The 17211-nt window shown below is 63.6% G+C and carries 13 protein-coding genes; 2 read left to right on the forward strand and 11 right to left on the reverse strand.

The features are described from left to right. Window positions 1-23 precede the first annotated feature (23 nt). The 9 genes from truA to leuC all read right to left on the reverse strand — a co-directional run bounded on the left by truA (window position 24) and on the right by leuC (window position 11133). On the reverse strand, window positions 24-884 hold the full coding sequence (gene truA / locus CAG18_RS24150; protein WP_085721710.1) for a tRNA pseudouridine(38-40) synthase TruA: 861 nt from the start codon (window positions 882-884) through the stop codon (window positions 24-26). A gap of 212 nt (window positions 885-1096) precedes the next feature. Then, window positions 1097-3820: a FimV/HubP family polar landmark protein gene (locus tag CAG18_RS24155; RefSeq protein WP_085721711.1), complete on the reverse strand. Its 2724-nt coding sequence runs from the start codon at window positions 3818-3820 to the stop codon at window positions 1097-1099. A gap of 71 nt (window positions 3821-3891) precedes the next feature. Further along, window positions 3892-4896 (reverse strand): aspartate-semialdehyde dehydrogenase, encoded by a 1005-nt coding sequence (locus tag CAG18_RS24160; RefSeq protein WP_085721712.1) that lies wholly within the window; start codon window positions 4894-4896, stop codon window positions 3892-3894. A gap of 80 nt (window positions 4897-4976) precedes the next feature. Continuing rightward, window positions 4977-5117 carry a hypothetical protein gene (locus CAG18_RS27030; protein ID WP_158090335.1) on the reverse strand — a complete coding sequence of 47 codons (141 nt, stop codon included), beginning with the start codon at window positions 5115-5117 and terminating at the stop codon, window positions 4977-4979. Between the two features lie 716 nt (window positions 5118-5833). Then, window positions 5834-6946, reverse strand: a complete 1113-nt coding sequence (gene asd, locus CAG18_RS24175) for an aspartate-semialdehyde dehydrogenase (RefSeq protein ID WP_003260268.1) — start codon at window positions 6944-6946, stop codon at window positions 5834-5836. Between the two features lie 63 nt (window positions 6947-7009). Then, the gene (gene leuB / locus CAG18_RS24180) at window positions 7010-8092 is read right to left on the reverse strand and encodes a 3-isopropylmalate dehydrogenase (RefSeq protein ID WP_015269433.1); all 1083 of its coding nucleotides are present in this window, start codon (window positions 8090-8092) and stop codon (window positions 7010-7012) included. 54 nt (window positions 8093-8146) lie between these two features. Then, a complete protein-coding gene (locus CAG18_RS24185; protein WP_015269432.1) occupies window positions 8147-8911 on the reverse strand; it encodes a class I SAM-dependent methyltransferase in 765 nt (254 codons plus the stop codon). Between the two features lie 147 nt (window positions 8912-9058). Beyond that, window positions 9059-9703 (reverse strand): 3-isopropylmalate dehydratase small subunit, encoded by a 645-nt coding sequence (gene leuD / locus CAG18_RS24190; RefSeq protein ID WP_015269431.1) that lies wholly within the window; start codon window positions 9701-9703, stop codon window positions 9059-9061. Then, window positions 9700-11133, reverse strand: coding sequence for a 3-isopropylmalate dehydratase large subunit (gene leuC / locus CAG18_RS24195; RefSeq protein ID WP_054573330.1), 1434 nt, complete (start codon window positions 11131-11133; stop codon window positions 9700-9702). The genes leuD and leuC overlap by 4 nt, the downstream gene beginning before the upstream one ends. A 131-nt stretch (window positions 11134-11264) precedes the next feature. Here leuC and CAG18_RS24200 point away from each other — a divergent pair, with 131 nt between their 5' ends. Both CAG18_RS24200 and CAG18_RS24205 read left to right on the forward strand, forming a co-directional pair. Then, window positions 11265-12143, forward strand: a complete 879-nt coding sequence (locus tag CAG18_RS24200) for a LysR family transcriptional regulator (protein ID WP_015269430.1) — start codon at window positions 11265-11267, stop codon at window positions 12141-12143. 62 nt (window positions 12144-12205) lie between these two features. Beyond that, window positions 12206-15502 carry a PAS domain S-box protein gene (locus CAG18_RS24205; RefSeq protein WP_015269429.1) on the forward strand — a complete coding sequence of 1099 codons (3297 nt, stop codon included), beginning with the start codon at window positions 12206-12208 and terminating at the stop codon, window positions 15500-15502. Window positions 15503-15602: 100 nt separating this feature from the next. Here the strand turns inward: CAG18_RS24205 and CAG18_RS24210 are convergent, their stop codons facing one another. Next, window positions 15603-16046, reverse strand: coding sequence for an Hsp20 family protein (locus tag CAG18_RS24210; protein ID WP_061552349.1), 444 nt, complete (start codon window positions 16044-16046; stop codon window positions 15603-15605). A gap of 172 nt (window positions 16047-16218) precedes the next feature. Then, window positions 16219-17190: a tRNA-dihydrouridine synthase gene (locus CAG18_RS24215; RefSeq protein WP_085721713.1), complete on the reverse strand. Its 972-nt coding sequence runs from the start codon at window positions 17188-17190 to the stop codon at window positions 16219-16221. Window positions 17191-17211 lie beyond the last annotated feature (21 nt).

Consider the following 17211-nt stretch of genomic DNA (forward strand, 5'->3'; position numbering starts at 1 on the left):
GTTAGCAAATGACTTTTCGCCCGTCAGTCTGCCAATGCTTCGTAACCGGTCAAAAAGTGTGGACCGATGTAACGCTTGGGCAGCGCGTACTCCTCGGGGTACTCCACCTGCACCAGGTAGAGGCCGTATGGGTGCGCCGTGACCCCACCTTCGCGGCGGTTGCGCCCTTCCAGCACCTCACGCGCCCAGGTGACCGGGCGCTCTCCGGCACCGATGGTCATCAGTACACCGGCAATGTTACGCACCATGTGGTGCAGGAAAGCCGTGGCGCGCACGTCCAGCACGATCATCTGGCCATGGCGGGTGACGCGTAGGTGGTAGATGTGCTTGATCGGCGACTTGGCCTGGCACTGGCTCGCGCGGAAGGCACTGAAGTCATGGGTACCAAGCAGGTACTGCGCGGCTTCGGCCATGCGTTCGACATCCAGCGGGCGGTGGTTCCAGGTGACTTCCTCGGCCAGGTGGGCCGGGCGGATCGGGTCGTTGTAGATGACGTAGCGGTAACGCCGGGCGCAGGCCTTGAAGCGGGCATGGAAGTCGGCCGGCATCGGCCGCGACCAGACCACGCTGATGTCATGGGGCAGGTTGAAGTTGGTGCCCATGGTCCAGGCGCGCTCATCGCGCACGGCGCGGGTGTCGAAGTGCACGATCTGCCCGCAGCCATGCACACCGGCGTCGGTGCGCCCGGCGCAGATTACCGAGATGGGCTCGTTGGCCACCTTGGACAGCGCCTGCTCCAGGGCCTGCTGGACACTGGGCACGCCACTGGCCTGGCGCTGCCAGCCACGGTAGCGCGCGCCTTTGTATTCCACGCCCAGGGCGATGCGGGAGTAGCCTTCGGCCGCGGACTCGGCGGCGGCGGTGTCGATGATGTCCAAGAACATGAAACCTGTGGGGGTGTACGGAATGGCGGGGATTATAACGACAACGGCAGCCGTGTAGGGCTGTGGGAGCGGCCTTGTGTCGCGATAGGGCCGCATAGCGGCCCCGGCGATATTGGCGGTATGACTGAAATCCTGGGGCCGCTTTGCGGCCCTATCGCGACACAAGGCCGCTCCCACAATGACCGCGCTGGAGCCAATATTGGCTCCAACTTTCAGACCAACCGGGAGAGCATGTCCTCGGCCTCCTGACGCTGGCTGTCGTCGCCATCCTTGACCACTTCATCGAGAATGTCGCGTGCGCCCTGGTTGTCGCCCATGTCGATATAGGCGCGGGCCAGGTCAAGCTTTGTGGCCACTTCGTCGCTTCCGGAGAAGAAGTCGAAGTCCAGGTCGTCCAGTGGCTCGGGCTCGGGCTGGGCAGCCGCATCCTCGCTGGTGAAATGCGGCTCCAGCGACGGCGACTCGAGGCTCTGCGACAGCTTGTCCAGCTCAGCGTTGACGTCGTCCAGCTCCGAGGTAAAGCTCTTGGCTGCCGGCGAATCGTCTTCCAGCGACAGCGAAAGATCGAAGTCGGATGGCAGATCGAACTCGGAAAGCGGGTCGAACGCTGGCTCGCTGTCGAAGGCAGCCAACTCGGCGGCGACATCCACCGGGGTTTCGTCGACCGCAGCCGGGGCGGCCGGGGCAACCGGCTCGCTGATGTCGAGGTCGAAGTCGGACAGGTCCACAGCGGGCTGTGGCTCGGCCTGCGCCAGCATGGCCTCGAATTCGGCGTCAGCGTCGGCCTGTAGCTCCGCGTCCACCGCAAACGGCTCGTCTTCCGGCTGAACCGATTCCAGCACAGGTTCATCCAGTACCGGCTCTTCGACTACAGGTTGCTGGGCCACAGATTCGTCCAGCAGCGGCGCTGCCAGCGGGTCTTGCTCGGGCAGGTCGTCACCCAGGCTCAGGTCGAAGGCACTGTCCAGGTCCTGCTCGTCCAGGCCCGGCGCATCGAGGGTCGGCACTTCATCGAAGGCATCCAGCTCAGCATCCAGGTCAACTTCGGGTTCGAGCGCTGCTTCAGGTTCCGCCAGGGCAACGGCCTCTGGTTCAATCGCCACCTCTGGCTCGACCGCCGGCACTTCCTCCGGCGCTACATCGGCAACCACTGGCGTATCAGACTGATCCTGCAACAGCTCCTGCACGTACTGCTCATCCATCTCGGCAGCCAGGGCCGCCGCGCCCAGGCCGGCAGCAGCCAGGCCGAGCATGGCCGGGTAGCGCTCTTTCAGCCCGGCAACCGCTGCACTGTTCTGCTCACTGGCCGGCAACTTGCGCTCCTGCTCGACGAACGCGCTCTGGTCACCCTGGCGGGCGTACACATCCATCAGTTTCAGGCGCAGGTCGTCACGCTGCGGCGCGGCGGCCACGGCAGGTTCCAACAGGTCGGTAGCGCGGTTCAGGCGGCCTTCGGCCACGCACTGCTCGACTTCCGCCAGCAAAGCGGCGTGGGGGTCGGCTTGCGGTTCAGGTTGCGCTTCGACAGCGGGTGCCGCCGTTTTTTCCGCGGCAGTGGCGGCGGCAGCCGAAGCGGCGACCACGGCCGGCGACAGGGTTACGCTCGGCGCCGAGACTTCCACGCCATCGAAGCTTGCGCTATCGCTGTCAAAGCCTGCGCCCTGCTCTTCTTCCAGCGCCCGCGCCATGCGCAGGTGCTTTTCAGCCTCCTGCTGGGCCTTGCGCTTGCGCGCCAGCAACAGCAGCAGAAGCAGCAGTACGAGGAAGGCGCTACCGGCAATCAGCCCGAGCAGCAGCGGGTTGCCCATGATTTCGTCGATCACGCTGTCAGGCTGACCGGCAGGTGCGGCCTCGGCGGCGGGCACCGGCTTGGGTGCGGTATCGACGGCGGCAGGCGCAGGCTTGGCGACCGGTTCGGCCGGTGCAGCCGCCCCCTGGGCTTCAAGGCGGGCCAGCTGGTTGTTCTTCAACTCGATCAGACGCTGCAGCTTGTCCAGCTGGCTCTGCAGGTCGGCCATGCGGCTCTTGAGCTCTTCGTTGTCGCGACGACTGGTGTCCAGGCTTTCCTGGGCCACCGCCAGCTTGTCATTGAGGGCCTTGGCCTGGTCGGCACCGGCCTGGTTGCCCGGGCTGACCAGGCGCAGGTTGTCGCCCTGGGCGATACGCGCCGGAGCTGCCTCGGCAGCACCGCGGCGGGTGGCGTCCAGCTGGCGGGCACGCGGGCCCAGGCGACGGCCTTCACGCCAGGCAGCATACTGCTCGGCCACCTCGGCGGTCGCCTCGCTCTGCGGGATGTTCTGGATCTGCTGCTGGTCGGGCAGGCGCAACACCTGGCCAACCTTCAGCTGGTTGATGTTGTTGCCGATGAAAGCGTCCGGGTTCAGGGCCTGGATCGCGATCATGGTCTGCTGGATCGAACCACCCTGGGTATTGCGCGCGGCAATCTGCCACAGGGTGTCCCGGCGCTGGGTGGTATAGCTGCCGGCAGCGGTCACCGCTGGCGCGACATTGCCTGCCGCAGGCTTGTCGCCCTGGGCCTTGGCCTGGTCGAGCAGCACGCTGTAGTCACGCAGCAGGCGGCCCTGCGGCCACATCACCTGGACCAGGAACTTTACCACCGGCTCCGGCAGCGGCTGGCTGGAGGTAACACGCAGCACGCTCTTGCCGTTGGGGTTGATCACCGGCGTGAAGGTTAGGTCTTCGAGGTAGGTTGGGAATGCCACCCCGGCCTTGCTGAAATCTTCCGGCGGCGCCAGGCTCGGTGCCACTTCGGCAGCGGTGAGGTCGCGCACGTCGAGCAGTTCGATCTCGGCGTCCAGGGGCTGGTTCTGTGCCGATTTGAGGGTCAGTTCCCCCAGGCCCAGGGCATTCGCCATGCCCGACGACAGCGCCGATGCTGCAGCCATGGCCAGAACCAGTTTGCGAATTCGAAGCATGACCTCTTCCCTTGTATGAAGCGTCCTGAAACCTGCATGCAGAGCAGGACAATAGTGCTCGCCAGTATCTTTTACGGCATGTGTTTAATCAACAATTGCGCCACTTGCACAGCATTGAGCGCGGCGCCTTTGCGCACGTTGTCGGTGGTCAGCCAGAGGTTGAGTTGCTGGTCTTCATCAACACCATGCCGTACACGACCAACATAGACCACGTCCTGGCCTACTGCGTCGCCTACCGGAGTTGGATAATCGTCGCGCTCCACCAGTTCGACGCTGTCAGCCGCCTCGAGGGCCTGGTTGACCGCCTCCAGGTCGACCGGGCGACGGCTCTGTACCGCCACACTGAAGCTATCGCCGAAAAATACCGGGACTTGAACGCAGCTCACGGAAATCTTCAGTTCAGGCAGGCCCAGCAGCACACGCAGCTCGCCGACCAGGCGGCGCTCCAGGGCGGTGTGGCCTTGCACATCGGCTGCACCGACCTGGGCCAACATGTTGAACGCCACCTGGCGATCGAAGAAGCGCGGTTCCAGGGGCCGGGCATTGAGCAGCTCGGCAGTTTGCCGGGCGAGTTCGTTGACAGCTTCCCGACCTTGTGCGGACACCGCCAGTGCGGCCATCACCTGCACCCGTTCGATATCCAGCAGGCGCTTGAGCGGTGCCAGAGCAACGGCCAGGGCAACCGCGGCCGAGCACGGGCTGACGATGCGCGCGGGTAATGCCAGGTCAACCAGGCGTTCGGCGTTGGCTTCGGGCACCAGGGCCAGGGCGTCGTCCAGACCAGCGGACAGGTCGATGACCGTGCAACCTGCCTGCAGCGCCTTGCTGGCAAAGCTTCGGCTGACTGCGGCGCCTGCGGCGAAAAAGGCCAGCTTGACCTGGGCAAAGTCGAAGCTGTCCACCTCACGTACCTTCAGCTTCTTGCCGGCGAACATCACGCTACTGCCCGCCGATTCCATGCTGGCCAGCAGGTGCAGGGTGGCGACCGGGAAATCCAGTTCTTCGAGGATCTGCACCAGGGCTTCACCGACGCTGCCGGTGGCGCCGACGACGGCGATGTCCAAAGGGTGTGTCATGGAAGGGATCCTTTTGCTGAAAACGGCGGGGGGGCGGCACTTTACTCGGATTGTAGAGTTTTGTCTGTGCTGGCCCAAACCTAGAGCTGCGCTGCGCTGCTCTTGCTCTTGCTCTTGCTCTTGCTCTTGCTCTTGATCTTGCTCTTGATCTTGATCTTGATCTTGATCTTCGCGACTTCAGGAGGCCGAGCAGAGGTCTTGCGGAGGGAGGTGACGGGCATGGATGCCCGTCAAGCGCTGAGGCCCCATGGATGGGGCCTGCAGCGCGTACTCCCGGGAGCAAGACCGGCGCGAGGGAACCCCGTAGCGTAGCGGAGGGGCCGGATGATGGGAGCGCAGCGTTTTTTGGTTACTTTTTGTCGCGTTTGACAAAAAGTGACTCGCCGTAAGGGCGAAAAGGTGAATCAGCGTCGCCATCGCAAACGGACTGTTCGCCATATCAAAACCGTCGCTTAAGCTTTTTGGCTTTTTGGCTTTTTGGCTTTTTGGCTTTTGGATGTGGGCATTCGCATCGAGTAGACATTCATTCGCGATGGTGGCGCCAAGTCACCTTTCCGCCCTTACGGCGGGTCCCTTTTTGTCGTGGCAAAAAGGAACCAAAAACCGTCGGCTCCCATCATCCGGCCCCTGCGCTACGCTCCGGGGTCCCCTCGCTACGGGCTTGCTCCCGGGAGTACGCGCTGCAGGCCCCATCCATGGGGCCTCAGCGCTCGACGGGCATCCATGCCCGTCACCTCCCTCCGCAATCCCTTCGCTCGGCCTCCTGAAGTCGCAATCGGCGGCGCCTGAACTATCGCGCGCCTAGAAGCAAAAGCAAAAGCAAAAGCAAAAGCAAAAGCGAAAGCGAAAGCAGAGAAGAGCCGGGCCGGCCGGGATGGATCGGAAATAAAAAAACCCGCGCTGTCGCCAGCGCGGGTTTTCGGTCAGGCCGGAGCGATCAACGCTCCAACAGAATCCGCAGCATGCGGCGCAGCGGCTCGGCCGCGCCCCACAGCAGCTGGTCACCTACGGTGAACGCGCCCAGGTACTGGGACCCCATGTTCAGCTTGCGCAGGCGGCCAACCGGGATGTTCAGGGTGCCGGTAACCTTGGTCGGGCTCAGCTCCTGCATGCTGATTTCACGCTGGTTAGGTACCAGCTTCACCCAAGGGTTGTGCTGGCTGATCATGCCTTCGATGTCGGCCAGCGGCACGTCCTTGTTCAGCTTGATGGTCAGCGCCTGGCTGTGGCAACGCATGGCGCCGATGCGCACGCAGATGCCGTCGACCGGGATCGGGCTCTTGAAGCGGCCGAGGATCTTGTTGGTCTCGGCCTGGGCCTTCCACTCTTCACGGCTCTGACCGTTCGGCAGTTCCTTGTCGATCCACGGGATCAGGCTGCCAGCCAGTGGCACGCCGAAGTTCTCGGTCGGGAACGCTTCGCTGCGCATGGTCTCGGCAACCTTGCGGTCGATGTCGAGGATGGCGCTGGCCGGGTTGGCCAGGTCATCGGCGACGGCAGCATGGGTAGCACCCATCTGCTTGATCAACTCGCGCATGTTCTGCGCACCGGCACCCGAGGCCGCCTGGTAGGTCATGGCGCTCATCCACTCGACCAGGCCGGCTTCGAACAGGCCACCCAGGCCCATCAGCATCAGGCTGACGGTGCAATTGCCGCCGATGTAGTTCTTGGTACCCGCGTCCAGCTGCTGGTCGATGACCTTGCGGTTGACCGGGTCGAGGATGATCACCGCGTCATCCTGCATGCGCAGGGACGAGGCGGCGTCGATCCAGTAACCCTGCCAGCCGGCTTCACGCAGCTTGGGGAAGACCTCGTTGGTGTAGTCGCCGCCCTGGCAGGTCAGGATAACGTCGAGGGTCTTGAGTTCTTCGATCGAATAAGCATCCTTGAGCGGTGCTGTATCCTTGCCCACGTTCGGGCCTTGGCCGCCAACATTGGAGGTGGTGAAGAACACCGGCTCGATGAGGTCGAAATCCTGCTCCTCCAGCATCCGCTGCATGAGCACGGAACCGACCATACCGCGCCAACCGATCAGACCTACACGTTTCATCGCAACTACACCTTTGCTAAAAGTGGGCCGCCACCGGGAATTTTGGGTGGCGGGCCAGAGAGATTACAGATTCCGCAGCGCTGCGACTACTGCGTCGCCCATTTCCTGCGTACCAACTTTGCGGCAGCCTTCCGAGAAGATGTCGCCGGTGCGCAGGCCCTGGTCCAGGACCAGGCTCACGGCCTTCTCGATCGCCTCGGCGGCAGCCGACTGATTGAAGCTGTAACGCAGCATCATCGACACCGACAGGATGGTCGCCAGCGGGTTGGCGATGCCAAGGCCTGCGATGTCCGGCGCCGAGCCGTGGCACGGCTCGTACATGCCCTTGTTGTCGGCATCCAGCGACGCCGAAGGCAGCATGCCGATGGAACCGGTCAGCATGGAAGCTTCATCCGACAGAATGTCACCGAACATGTTGTCGGTCACCATCACATCGAACTGCTTGGGCGCACGCACCAGCTGCATGGCGGCGTTGTCGACGTACATGTGGCTCAGTTCAACATCCGGGTAGTCCTTGGCCACGTCCTCGACCACTTCACGCCACAGCTGGCTGGAAGCCAGGACGTTGGCCTTGTCCACCGAGCACAGCTTCTTGCCACGCACGCGGGCCATGTCGAAGCCGACACGGGCAATGCGGCGCACTTCGCTTTCGCTGTACGGCAGGGTGTCGTAGGCCTGGCGCTCGCCGCCTTCCAGCTCGCGCTGGCCACGCGGGGCACCGAAGTAGATACCGCCGGTCAGCTCACGGACGATGAGGATGTCCAGGCCGGAAACGATCTCTGGCTTGAGCGACGAGGCATCGGCCAGTTGCGGGTAGAGGATGGCCGGGCGCAGGTTGGCGAACAGGCCCAGTTGCGAACGGATTTTCAGCAGGCCGCGCTCGGGACGGATGTCCCGTTCGATCTTGTCCCACTTCGGCCCGCCCACGGCGCCCAACAGCACGGCATCGGCCTTGCGCGCACGTTCCAGGGTCTCGTCGGCCAGCGGCACACCGTGCTTGTCGATGGCGGCGCCACCGATCACGTCGTGCTCCAGGTTGAAACCGAGCTGGAACTTGTCGTTGGCCAGCTCCAGCACCTTGACCGCCTCGGCCATGATTTCCGGGCCGATACCGTCACCTGGGAGAATCAGAATCTGCTTGCTCATGCTTTCCTCTATCCATTCACGCGGCGCGGCCAAGCGGGCCCCACCGAAAAGTTCTTAACGCTCGGCCCACAACACCAGCACATCGGTGCTGAACGAACCATCGGCCTCGATCTGGTAATACTGCCGTACTTCTTCGCCCATCGCTTGCTGCAATTGGCGAATTGCCACGCGCATTGGCTCGGGGGTGCGCATGCGCTCGACCCAGCTGGAAAACTCCAGGCGCAGCGGCTGGCGGGTGTGGCTGCGTACATGCAGGCCAGCCTCGCTGACCTGGCGTTGCCATTCGGCAGCGGAATAATCGCGCACGTGGCTGGTGTCGCGCAGTACTTCGACCGTTTGCAGGTAGGTGTCGAGCAGCGGGCTGCCCGGCGACATGACGTCGATGAACGCCGCCACGCCACCCGGCTTGAGCACTCGGCGCACTTCGCGCAGGGCCAGCCCCAGGTCGCTCCAGTGGTGTGCCGAGTAGCGGCTGAAGACGAAGTCGAACGAGGCGTCGGCGAACGGCAGGCGTTCGGCCGCACCGCGTTCGGTGGTGATATTGGCCAGGCCGCGCTCGGCGGCGGCACTGGCGACCACGTCGAGCATGGCTTGCGAGAGGTCGTAGGCGACCACTTCGGCAACCAGAGGGGCGACGTGGAAACTGACATGACCGGCACCGCAGCCAAGGTCGAGCACGCGGGCATGGCCCCGCCCTGCCAGCGCGTCTTGCAGCAGGCCGAATTCACTGCCTTGGGCGTGCACGGCGCTGCTGAGGTAGGCGCTGGCCTGTTCGCCGAACTGGCGTTGGACCACATCGGTGTGCTGGGTGCTGGTCATGTCTCGATCCTTTTGGTTTTGGGTTGTCTCTACTGGCCCTATCGCCGGCAAGCCAGCTCCCACAGAGAACCCACAGTCTTCAGACCTGTGGAGTTCCTGTGGGAGCTGGCTTGCCGGCGATGAGGCCAGCAAACCCAACTACATCATTCAGGCATCACGGAACAGCCAAGGCTGCCCGGCGCGGTGCTTGCCCTCGAAGGCCTTGATCGCATCGCTGTCCTGCAGGGTCAGGCCGATGTCGTCGAGGCCGTTGAGCAGGCAGTGCTTGCGAAACGCATCGATCTCGAAGTGCAGCACCTTGCCATCCGGACGGGTCACCGCCTGCGCCTGCAGGTCGATGGTCAGCTGATAGCCCGGGATGGCTTCGACCTGCTTGAACAGCTCGTCGACTTCCTCGTCGCTGAGGATGATCGGCAGCAAGCCGTTCTTGAAGCTGTTGTTGAAGAAGATGTCGGCAAAGCTCGGCGCGATCACGCTGCGGAAGCCGTACTCGTCCAGCGCCCATGGGGCGTGCTCACGGCTGGAGCCGCAACCGAAGTTCTCCCGCGCCAGCAATACGCTGGCACCCTGGTAGCGTTCGTGGTTGAGCACGAACTCCTTGTTCAGCGGGCGCTTGCTGTTGTCCTGGTAAGGCTGGCCCACGTCCAGGTAACGCCACTCGTCGAACAGGTTGGGGCCGAAGCCGGTGCGCTTGATCGACTTCAAAAACTGCTTGGGGATGATCTGGTCGGTGTCGACGTTGGCACGGTCCAACGGCGCGACGAGGCCAGTGTGCTGGGTAAAGGCTTTCATGCTGCGCTCCCTTGGATCAACTCGCGGACATCGATGAAGTGGCCGGTCACCGCGGCGGCGGCGGCCATGGCCGGGCTGACCAAGTGGGTGCGGCCACCGGCCCCCTGACGGCCTTCGAAGTTGCGGTTGGAGGTAGACGCGCAATGCTCGCCGCTCTCCAGGCGGTCCGGGTTCATCGCCAGGCACATCGAGCAGCCTGGCTCACGCCATTCGAAACCGGCCTCGAGGAAGATCTTGTCCAGGCCTTCGCGCTCGGCCTGGGCCTTGACCAGGCCCGAGCCCGGCACCACCAGCGCCTGCTTGACGTTGGCAGCGACCTTGCGGCCCTTGGCGATTTCGGCGGCAGCGCGCAGGTCTTCGATACGCGAGTTGGTGCACGAACCGATGAACACGCGGTCGAGCTTGATATCGGTGATCGCCTGGTTGGCGGCGAGGCCCATGTACTTGAGGGCACGCTCGATCGAACCACGTTTGATCAGGTCAGGCTCGGCAGCCGGGTCCGGCACGCGCTGGTCGACAGCGAGGACCATCTCCGGCGAAGTGCCCCAGCTGACCTGCGGCTTGATTTGCGCAGCGTCGAGCTCGACCAGGGTGTCGAACACCGCGTCAGCGTCGGAGACCAGGCCTTTCCAGGCTTCGACCGCCTGCTTCCACTGCTCGCCCTTCGGCGCGTACGGGCGGCCTTCGACATAGGCAACAGTGGTGTCGTCCACCGCCACCAGGCCTACGCGGGCACCGGCTTCGATGGACATGTTGCAGATGGTCATGCGGCCTTCCATCGACAATTCGCGGATGGCGCTGCCAGCAAATTCCATGGCGTGGCCGTTACCACCGGCGGTACCGATCTTGCCGATCACGGCCAGGACGATGTCCTTGGCGGTTACGCCGGCAGGCAACTGGCCTTCCACGCGCACCAGCATGTTCTTCATTTTCTTGGCGACCAGGCACTGGGTAGCAAGCACGTGCTCCACTTCGGAGGTGCCGATGCCGTGGGCCAGGGCACCGAAGGCGCCGTGGGTGGAGGTGTGCGAGTCACCGCAGACCACAGTCATGCCAGGCAAGGTGGCACCCTGCTCCGGGCTGATGACGTGGACGATGCCTTGACGCTCGTCATTCATCTTGAATTCGACGATGCCATATTCGTCACAGTTCTCGTCGAGGGTCTGCACCTGCAGGCGCGACACCTGGTCGACGATGGCCTCGATACCGCCCTTGCGCTCTGGCGTGGTCGGCACGTTGTGGTCAGGCGTGGCGATGTTGGCGTCGATGCGCCAAGGTTTGCGGTTGGCCAGGCGCAGGCCTTCGAAGGCCTGGGGCGACGTCACTTCGTGGATGATGTGACGGTCGATGTAGATCAAGGACGAGCCGTCATCACGGCGCTTGACCTCATGGGCTTCCCAGAGTTTGTCGTAGAGCGTTTTGCCAGCCATCAGACTGTTCCTCATCAGCGTCTTTCTATGCCAAAGACCCCTTGGCTTGTGCGGTCGATGCTAGGGGGTTAGATTGAATAACTCAAATTCATAATTTTTATGCTTTGGATAACCAACAGGAATGCGACCCCATGGATCTGGCCAACCTTAGCGCCTTCATCGCAATTGCCGAAACCGGTAGTTTTTCCGGGGCGGCCGACCGCCTGTTCCTGACTCAACCGGCCGTCAGCAAACGCATCGCCGGACTGGAACAGCAACTGGATGTGCGCCTGTTCGACCGGCTGGGCCGCGAGGTGACCCTGACCGAGGCGGGCCGCGCCCTGCTTCCCCGCGCCTACCAGATCCTCAACGTCCTCGATGATACCCGGCGCGCGCTGACCAATTTGACCGGGGAAGTGAGTGGTCGGCTGACCCTTGCCACCAGCCACCATATCGGCTTGCACCGCCTACCCCCGCTGCTGCGGGCCTTCACCCGGGAATACCCTGCAGTGGCGCTGGATATTCAGTTCATGGATTCGGAAGCGGCCTACGACGAAATCCTCCATGGCCGCGCGGAGATTGCCGTTATCACCTTGGCACCCGAGCCGCACCACCTGGTCAAGGCCGTGCCGGTATGGGACGACGCCCTGGACTTCGTCGCCGCTCCCGAGCACCCGCTGGCCAACAACAACACGGTCAGCCTGGCCGACGTCGCCCGCCACCCGGCCGTGTTCCCGGGCGGCAACACTTTTACCCACCACATTGTTCAGCGCCTGTTCGAAAGCCAGGGCCTGACGCCGAACATCGCCATGAGTACCAACTATCTGGAAACCATCAAGATGATGGTGTCCATCGGCCTGGCCTGGAGCGTGCTGCCGCGCACCATGCTCGACGAACAGGTTGCACCCATCGCCTTGCCGGGCATACAGCTGTCTCGCCAGCTAGGCTACATTTTGCACACGGAGCGTACGCTTTCGAACGCGGCCAGGGCATTCATGGCCCTGCTCGACAGCCACGCAGGGCCCGCCTGACCGGTCGTCAGCCCGGTATTGCCACCTCCAAGGACGCGTCATACGCCAAAGGTCTGGTACCGATGCCCAAATCAGCGAATCGCTTTTTGCGCCTGCCGCGCATACCAGCGGCCGACCCTCAGGAGTCGGAACAGGCCTGGCAGAACGCCCCACAGTTGCTGGCCGCACTCAACGGCGCACGGCTGGGAGCCTGGCTATGGGATATCGACAGCGGCCGGGTGAGCTGGTCACGGGGCACCCAGGCTCTGTTCGGCTTCGACCCGCAGCGCCCGCTCCCCGCAGATATCGACTACCTCGACCTGCTGCCGGAGGAAGACCGTGCGCGCACACGCCAGGTGTTCCAGGCAGTGTTCAACGGCGAACCGGTGGAGCAGGCCATGCGCCACCGCATCCGCTGGCCGGACGGCAGCCTGCACTGGCTGGAGATCAACGGCAGCCTGACCCACGACCCGAACGGCCGGCCGCAGATGATCGGGGTGATCCGTGAAATCACCCGCCAGCGCGAGCGGGAAACGGCGTTGATCAATTCGGAAAAACGCTTCGCCACCCTGTTCCACCTCAGCCCCAATGCCATTTTGCTCACCCGACGCCACGACGGCATGATCTTCGAGGTCAACCAGCACTTCGAAGACATGTTCGGCTGGCCCGGTAGCCAGGTGATCGGCAAGACCAGCCTGGAGCTTGGCCTGTGGGCAAACCCCGAACAGCGCCACCAGTTGCTGGAGTCGACCCGTGGCAACACTGGCCCTTTGATAATGGAAGTCCAGTTCCGCGCTACCAGCGGCAAGGTGCATGACGGCATCCTCTGTACCCAGGGCATCGAACTGGAGGGCGGAACCTTCCTGCTCAGCACCTTTATCGACACCACCGAGCGCAAACGTGCCGAGCAGGCCTTGAAGGACAGCCAGGAGCGCCTGGACCTGGCGCTGGATTCGGCACAGCTGGGCACCTGGGACTGGCATATTCCCAGCGGCATGCTGTACGGTTCGGCGCGCGCCGCGCAGCTGCACGGCCTGCCGCCCATCCCGTTTCACGAATCGTTCGACGCGTTTTTCGAAGGGGTCCCGGAGCAAGAGCGCAATTCCATGCGCCAGGCCTACCGTAGCCTGCGCGAAGGACCTGCCGGCAACTACCAGATCACCTACCGGGTACAGCTGGAAAACGGCATCTCGCGCTACATCGAAAGCCGCGCCCGGCTGTACCGCGACGAGCAGGGCAACCCGCTGCGCATGGCTGGCACTTTGCTCGACATCACCGACCAGGTGGAGCGCGAACAGCGCCTGAGCGCTTCGGAAGAGAAGTTCGCCAGCCTGTTCCAGGTCAGCCCCGACCCAATCTGTGTCACCCGCCAGGACACCGGGCAGTTCATCGAGATCAATCCGGCGTTCACCCAGACCTTCGGCTGGAGCACCGAGCAGGTGATCGGCCGCACCGCCGAGGAAATCGGCCTGTGGGCGGAGTCCATCGAGCGCGCGCAACGCATAGAGCGGGTAATCCGCGAGCAGGCCCTGAGCAACGTCGCCGTAGTGGTCAACCACCGCAATGGGGCACCGCTGACCTGCGTGATTTCCAGCCGCCTGATCACCGTCGATGACCAGCCTTGCAGCGTTACCACCCTGCGCGACATCACCCAGCAGCAGCGCGCCGAGGCGGCGCTGAAGTCCAGCGAGGAGAAGTTTGCCAAGGCCTTCCACTCCAGCCCTGACGCCATCACCATCACCGAACGCTACAGCGGTCGCTACCTGGAAATCAACGACGGTTTCTGCCGCCTGACCGGCTACAACGCCGCCGACGTGGTCGGCCGCACGGTGTACGAGATCGGCATCTGGGCCGACGACAAGCAGCGCAGCGCCCTGCTGGCCGAGTTGCGCGAGCGTGGCCGGGTGCATCATCGCGAGATGCTAGGGCGCAACAAGCGCGGCGACATCCTCACCGTGGAAGTGTCGGTGGAGCCGATCACCCTCAATGAGGTGGACTGCCTGCTGGTAACCGCCCGCGATGTCAGCCAGCTGAAAAACGCCCAGGCACAGATTCGCCACCTGGCCTACCACGACCCGCTGACCAACCTGCCCAACCGCGCCCTGCTGATGGACCGCCTGAGCCAGCAGATCGCCCTGCTCAGGCGCCACAACCTTCGCGGCGCCCTGCTGTTCCTCGACCTCGACCACTTCAAGCACATCAACGACTCGCTGGGCCACCCGGTGGGCGACACGGTGCTGAAGATCATCACAGCGCGGCTGGAAGCCAGTGTGCGCCTGGAAGACACCGTGGCGCGCCTGGGTGGCGATGAGTTCGTGGTATTGCTCAGCGGCCTGGAAGGCAGCCGCGAGCTGGTCGAAGAGAAAGTCCGCGGGCTGGCCGATACCCTGCGCGAACTGCTGGCCGAGCCGATGTCGCTGGATGGCCAGCGCCTGCAGGTAACACCCAGCATCGGCGTGGCGCTGATCCCTGACCACGGCGCCACCCCGGCAGACCTGCTCAAGCGTGCCGATATCGCCCTGTACCGTGCCAAGGATTCCGGGCGCAACACCACCCAGCTGTTCCATACCACCATGCAGAAGGCTGCCAGCGAGCGCCTGCGCATGGAAAACGACCTGCGCCTGGCCCTGGCCCGCGGCGAGTTGGCGCTGCACTTCCAGCCACAGGTGGATGCGCGCGACAACCGCATCGTCGGTGCCGAGGTGCTGCTGCGCTGGCATCATCCGCAACTGGGTCAGCAGCCACCGGCGCAATTCATTCAGGTGCTGGAAGAAAGCGGCCTGATCCTGGAGGTTGGCAGCTGGATACTCGACGAAGCGTGCGATGCCTGCGCACGCATGCTCGGCGACGGGCTGATCGACGCCGATGATTTCAGCTTGTGCGTGAACATCAGCCCACGGCAGTTCCGCCAGAACGACTTTGTCGGGCGGGTGCTGCGCAGCCTGGACGATTACCGCCTGCCACGGCAAATGCTGACGCTGGAAATTACCGAAGGCATCGTCATCCAGAACCTGGAGGACACCATCAGTAAGATGCGCGAGCTGAAGCGCTACGGGGTGAGCTTTGCCATGGATGACTTCGGCACCGGTTATTCCTCGCTGACCTACCTGAAACGCCTGCCAGTGGACGCGCTGAAGATCGACCAGACCTTCGTGCGCGATGCGCCGGAAGACCCCAACGACGCCGAAATCGTCCGCGCTATCGTCGCCATGGCTCGCAGCCTGGAGTTGACGGTGATTGCCGAAGGGGTGGAACTGACCGAACAACTGGAGTTTCTGGAACGGCTGGGGTGCCACCTGTACCAGGGGTACTTGCACAGCCGGCCGCTGCCGTTGCCGGAGTTCCGGCAGATGTTGCTGGAGGCGCCGGCGGATTACTGAAACCGCTCCCACAGTGATCGCGCCAGCTTCTGGATGTTGTGCAAGACAGCCGCCACAAAAAAGGGCACCCCTAGGGGTGCCCTTTTTCACATCTACACGATCAGTTCAGCGCTGGCTTGTCGCCGTTGATCGGAATGCGCTTGGCCTTGGCCTCTTCAGGCACGATGCGCAGCAGGTCGATGCTGAGCAGGCCATTGGCCAGGCCGGCGGCCTTGACTTCAATATGGTCGGCCAGGCGGAACGACAGTTTGAAGGCGCGCTGCGCGATACCCTGATGCAGGTAGGTCACTTCAGCAGGGCCATTGTCGCGCTTGCTACCGGTCACGGTCAGGACACCTTTTTCAACCTGCAGGTCGAGGTCCTCTTCCTGGAAACCGGCTGCAGCAACCACGATACGGTAGTGGTCATCGCCATGCTTTTCCACATTGTAGGGCGGGTAGCTGCTACCGGCCTCGTTACGTGCCGCGGATTCGAACAGGTCGTTGAAACGGTCGAAACCAACGGAATGGCGGAACAGTGGAGCGAGAGAGAAAGCGGTAGTCATGGTCATGAACTCCTGAGATTCAGCAAGTAAGTCATTACGCGACCCGACTTCGGCATCGCGTACTCAAGAGATATGGCCGGGGGAAATGCTTTCAAGGGGGGAGCAGAAAAAATCTGGATTCCTGCACTGGATTTGATGGCCTCTTCGCGGGCACGCCCGCGAAAGGGCCGGATCAGGCAACACAAGCCTCCAAGGAAACCGCCTCAACCCCCAGCAACCGGCTGATCCGCGCACAGTCATCTTCCCGCCGCAATTCGGCAAACAGCACAACCGCTTCGGGATAACTGCGGGTCAGCATCGCCAGCCACTGCTTCATCCGCCCCGGTGCATAGCGCGGCGACAACTTGGCCTGGGCCTGACGCCAGAACTCGCGAAGCAACGGCAGCAGGTCGTCCCAGCTCATCGGCTGGTACTCCCGCCCGTCACGCGCCGCGGCAATCTGCAGCCCAAGATCGGGGCGCGAAACCAGCCCACGGCCCAGCATGATATCTTCGGCGCCACTGACCTCACGACAGCGCCGCCAGTCATCCACGGTCCAGATCTCGCCGTTGGCGAACACTGGCACCTTGACCACATCCTGCACCCGCGCCACCCACTCCCAGTGGGCCGGGGGCTTGTAGCCCTCGACCTTCGTCCGCGCATGCACCACCAGGTGCGCCGAACCGCCTTCGGCCAGCGCCATGGCACACTCCAGCGCGCCATCGGGGCTGTCGAAACCCAGGCGCATCTTCGAGGTGACCGGGATATGTGCCGGCACGGTACGGCGCACTTCACGCACAATGGCGTGCAGCAGCTCCGGCTCCTTGAGCAGCACCGCTCCACCGCGCGACTTGTTCACGGTCTTGGCCGGGCAACCGAAGTTCAGGTCTATCACCGGCGCGCCCAACTGGCAGGCCAGCGCGGCGTTTTCCGCCAGGCACACAGGGTCCGACCCCAACAACTGCACGCGCATTGGTACCCCTGCAGCGGTCCGTGCGCCATTGCGCAACTCGGGCGCCAGCTTGTCGAACGAGGAAGGCGGCAGCAGGCGGTCGCACACGCGAATGAACTCGGTGACGCACCAGTCGATACCGCCCACGCGGGTCAGCACGTCGCGCAGGATGTTGTCGACCAGCCCCTCCATGGGGGCCAGGGCAATTTGCATGTCGGGGTCTCGGCGGAAAAA

Source organism: Pseudomonas sp. B22(2017), from assembly GCF_002113105.1.
Taxonomy (GTDB): domain Bacteria; phylum Pseudomonadota; class Gammaproteobacteria; order Pseudomonadales; family Pseudomonadaceae; genus Aquipseudomonas; species Aquipseudomonas asiatica.

Coding starts and splice junctions, on each gene's coding strand:
- CAG18_RS24215 (WP_085721713.1), bottom strand. CDS start 17,190: ATGCAAATTGCCCTGGCCCCCATGGAGGGGCTGGTCGACAACATCCTG.
- leuC (WP_054573330.1), bottom strand. CDS start 11,133: ATGGCTGGCAAAACGCTCTACGACAAACTCTGGGAAGCCCATGAGGTC.
- CAG18_RS24155 (WP_085721711.1), bottom strand. CDS start 3,820: ATGCTTCGAATTCGCAAACTGGTTCTGGCCATGGCTGCAGCATCGGCG.
- asd (WP_003260268.1), bottom strand. CDS start 6,946: ATGAAACGTGTAGGTCTGATCGGTTGGCGCGGTATGGTCGGTTCCGTG.
- CAG18_RS24200 (WP_015269430.1), top strand. CDS start 11,265: ATGGATCTGGCCAACCTTAGCGCCTTCATCGCAATTGCCGAAACCGGT.
- truA (WP_085721710.1), bottom strand. CDS start 884: ATGTTCTTGGACATCATCGACACCGCCGCCGCCGAGTCCGCGGCCGAA.
- CAG18_RS24205 (WP_015269429.1), top strand. CDS start 12,206: ATGCCCAAATCAGCGAATCGCTTTTTGCGCCTGCCGCGCATACCAGCG.
- leuB (WP_015269433.1), bottom strand. CDS start 8,092: ATGAGCAAGCAGATTCTGATTCTCCCAGGTGACGGTATCGGCCCGGAA.
- CAG18_RS24160 (WP_085721712.1), bottom strand. CDS start 4,896: ATGACACACCCTTTGGACATCGCCGTCGTCGGCGCCACCGGCAGCGTC.
- CAG18_RS27030 (WP_158090335.1), bottom strand. CDS start 5,117: ATGCCCGTCACCTCCCTCCGCAAGACCTCTGCTCGGCCTCCTGAAGTC.
- leuD (WP_015269431.1), bottom strand. CDS start 9,703: ATGAAAGCCTTTACCCAGCACACTGGCCTCGTCGCGCCGTTGGACCGT.
- CAG18_RS24210 (WP_061552349.1), bottom strand. CDS start 16,046: ATGACTACCGCTTTCTCTCTCGCTCCACTGTTCCGCCATTCCGTTGGT.
- CAG18_RS24185 (WP_015269432.1), bottom strand. CDS start 8,911: ATGACCAGCACCCAGCACACCGATGTGGTCCAACGCCAGTTCGGCGAA.